3 protein-coding genes are annotated in these 3,135 nt (G+C 61.5%); 1 reads left to right on the top strand and 2 read right to left on the bottom strand.

Annotated elements, in window-relative coordinates:
* Positions 1 to 160: 160 nt before the first annotated feature.
* Together AW06_RS18285 and AW06_RS18280 are read right to left on the bottom strand one after the other, a co-directional pair.
* Positions 161 to 1,384 (bottom strand): M20 family metallopeptidase, encoded by a 1,224-nt coding sequence (locus AW06_RS18285; protein WP_138679261.1) that lies wholly within the window; start codon positions 1,382 to 1,384, stop codon positions 161 to 163.
* A 347-nt stretch (positions 1,385 to 1,731) separates the two neighbouring features.
* Complete coding sequence (locus tag AW06_RS18280; protein ID WP_034953194.1) at positions 1,732 to 2,535, bottom strand: PEP-CTERM sorting domain-containing protein; 804 nt, start codon at positions 2,533 to 2,535, stop codon at positions 1,732 to 1,734.
* A 292-nt stretch (positions 2,536 to 2,827) separates the two neighbouring features.
* On the opposite strand from AW06_RS18280, the gene AW06_RS18275 reads away from it, so the two are divergent.
* A complete protein-coding gene (locus AW06_RS18275) occupies positions 2,828 to 3,112 on the top strand; it encodes a lipopolysaccharide kinase InaA family protein (protein ID WP_273704870.1) in 285 nt (94 codons plus the stop codon).
* Positions 3,113 to 3,135: the final 23 nt, after the last annotated feature.

Below are 3,135 nucleotides of genomic sequence, written 5' to 3'. Positions count from 1 at the left end.
AGTCCGACAGGCTGCTAGGGGTGGCGTCGCTTAACAGGTGAAGTCAGGTGAAGTTCCCGCCCGGCATCCTCGTTCTCTTCTCCTGTGACGGCGGCCTTCCGCGCGGTGACGCCGGGTGCACGGGATGGCTGGCCGAGGTCGCGACAGCGGGCCCCGGCGATCAGGTGGCGGGCGTGCTCAACGAGTCATCATAACTCGTGGGATCGTCCGACAGAACTTGCGCAGCCGACAAGTCATCGGCCAGCGCAAGGCGGACGACGGCTTCGAAGTAACGCGCTCCGATGAGCAGGGCGGCTTCATCGAAATCGAACTGCGGGCTGTGCAGCGGCACGTTCGCCGCGTTCGGAGCCCGCGCTCCAAAGCGTACGAAGCAGCCGGGAACCTCCTTGAGGTAAAGCGAAAAGTCCTCTGCACCCATGCTCGGCAACTCGTAAGTCAACACCCGCCCTGCGCCGACGACACGCGCGGCCGCGCGACGAGCGAGTTCGGTTTCGCGCGGCGTATTGATCACTGGCGGATACGGTTCCGACAGTTCGAGTTCGATTCGGGTATGGTATGCCTCCCCCAGGGCGCGACACATTCGTTCCATCCCGGCAATCAATCGTAACCGGGTCCCGCTTTGTGTCGTACGGATCGTTCCCTCCAGCAACGCCTCGTGCGCGATCACGTTGCGGGCGGTGCCCGCTTGCAGCGTCCCGATGGTAACCACCGATGGATCGAGCGGGTTGGCCTCGCGCGACACGAGAGTCTGCAGCCCACCGACCAGCGCGGCACTGGCGACCAATGCGTCGGTCGCCTCGTGCGGCCTGGCACCGTGACCTCCGCGGCCGAACACACGGATACGGAAGCTGTCTGCCTGGGCGCAAACCGGCCCCGGTACAGCCATGATCTGCCCAGTGGAGTAGAGATTGGTCAGGTGCCCCCCAAAGATCATGGCCACGCCGGCGAGGGCGCCGGCGTCGATCATCACCTGCGCGCCTAGACCGCCTTCTTCGGCAGGCTGGAAGATCAGGACCACGTCGCCCTGCGGGAGCGGATCCTGCAACAGCGCTGCGGCGCCCAATACCATGGCCATATGTCCGTCATGCCCGCAGGCGTGCATCTTGCCTCTGTGGCGAGATGCAAACGGCAGGCCGGTCTGCTCGGCAATCGGCAACGCATCAAGTTCAGCGCGGAGCGCGACCCGTGTTCCTTCTGTTCGCACGCCACGCAGGCGGGCGACGATGCCGCCACCCACGCCTCCATACTCGTAGGGTATTCCCAGGCGCTGGAGTTCGGCGATCACAAAGCGGGCGGTTTTCCGTTCTTCATAGCCAATTTCCGGACACTGGTGCAGCGAGCGACGCCAGCGCACCAACTGCCGCATGATGCGTTTGCTTTCCATCAGGCTACGTCGGTTGCGAGATCATGGAAGCGTGGCCAGAGAAGCGCGGAGGTTGCGTGGCATGCAAGTCGCGAGCAACTCATGAATCTCCCCTCCTCCCTGACGGGAATGCAGGCGGAGTTTCGCGGAGCACCGCTCCGCGCCTCCACAGCCGGCCGGCGATGCAGCGCCAATCGTGGAAGGGGTTGGGGGGGTGAAATGAGGAATTCGCAGAGCATGCTCTGCGCCCATCGAACGATGCCGGCCTGCAAGGAGGGGAAACGGTCATGACTTTCATCATCGGGGGGCTTGCAAAGTCATGGCCGGGGGGTGTTGTTCGACACCCTTCGGACGCTCCTTGCCCAGCTTCAGAATATGCGTGCTGCCCATAACGCCTTGCGCCCACGCAGTGCGACCAGCCCGCCCAGACCAGCCGCCAGCAATGGCAAGGTCGCCGGTTCGGGAATCTCTGCGGTGATGCGAATTCTGTCCAGACCGACTGCGGTGTTGGTCTGCCCGTTGCCGTTGCTATCCTCGTTAAGCCGGAACTGGAGTTGGTATTGCCCAGGACTGAGCGTGGCTGGATTGAGATCGACGAATACGTCGAAGAACGAACTGATGAATGTGCCGGCGCCGAAGTCGACCGGACTGCTGAGCGTTTGAACATTGACCGTATCGCCTGGCCCGGTCAACCTTACCCGCAAAAAATCGGTGCGATTGGTCGCGGTATCGACGCCATTAAAGGCAACACGGTAACGAATTTGAATCCCCAATGCCCCGACCGGAATCTCGAATGGAAAGCGAATTCCGGTGTCCTCGTTCAGCCCGCTAGGGTTGCCGCCGATCGGTCCCGAGTCGTCGCCCAGCACCAGAAAATTGCTGCCAAAGAAATTGTGGAATCCATTGTTGCCGCCGAGCATGTTGATTGGGTCGTCGACCCGGCGCACGTTCGGGGAGCCAAGGAGGACTGTTGTACCCGCTGGCAACTGTCCCGGATCATTGGCCAGAATGTCGGCGACGGTGCGCACGTCACCTGGCGCATTGAGCCCGGTAGTGTCATTAAAATTATCCCTGAGCAGGGTGATGATCCCGGCGGATGCGAGGCTGCATTCCAGAAGCAAACCGCAACCCAAGACGATTGCAGAAACCGATCTACTGATACTGTTGGCCATCTCATCCTCCTGTCGAGATCCCTCAAAGCCCGAGCAATTCCTATATCCTACTCCGCTCTATAGCGCATTGCAGCGCGAATGGAAAATGTAAACGAAAACGACTGTCTTTACTCATGCTGCCCGCGCCGAGGGGTGTAGAGCCGAAAGTGTTGGACGAAGGAGCCGAAGCGCTGTTTTCAGCAGGCCCAAGGGACGCAACCAGGCCGTTCCGGGCTCCAGAGGATCACGACCAACCGAGGCGTCCACCACTTTCGATCGCACCCTTACACCCTTACACCCTTACACCCTTATAGTGACTCGGCGTACGGTGCCAACAACTGACGAGGGCGAGGATTGCGCTAACGAGTGGAACGCCAGCGCGCACGACCAGGAGGTACGGCCATCGCGGCTGGTCGCCATCGCCAGCGCCTGCGCACGTCTGCATCATCACCGTCTGCAGCAGGGCTGTCTTTACGGCAAGCACCTCTTCGTCGGACGGCGGGCGGAACCCGGCTTCCTCTATGCGGGGAGCGACGTCCGTTTCGACGACCTCGAAAAACTTTGCCGCGGCGCCAGTCGCGAGCGCAACGGCGCATAGGATTTAGGTGATTTCCTCATTTT

Source organism: Candidatus Accumulibacter cognatus, assembly GCF_000584975.1.
GTDB classification, from domain to species: Bacteria; Pseudomonadota; Gammaproteobacteria; order Burkholderiales; family Rhodocyclaceae; genus Accumulibacter; species Accumulibacter cognatus.
This window is presented reverse-complemented; position numbering and strand designations above follow the sequence as displayed.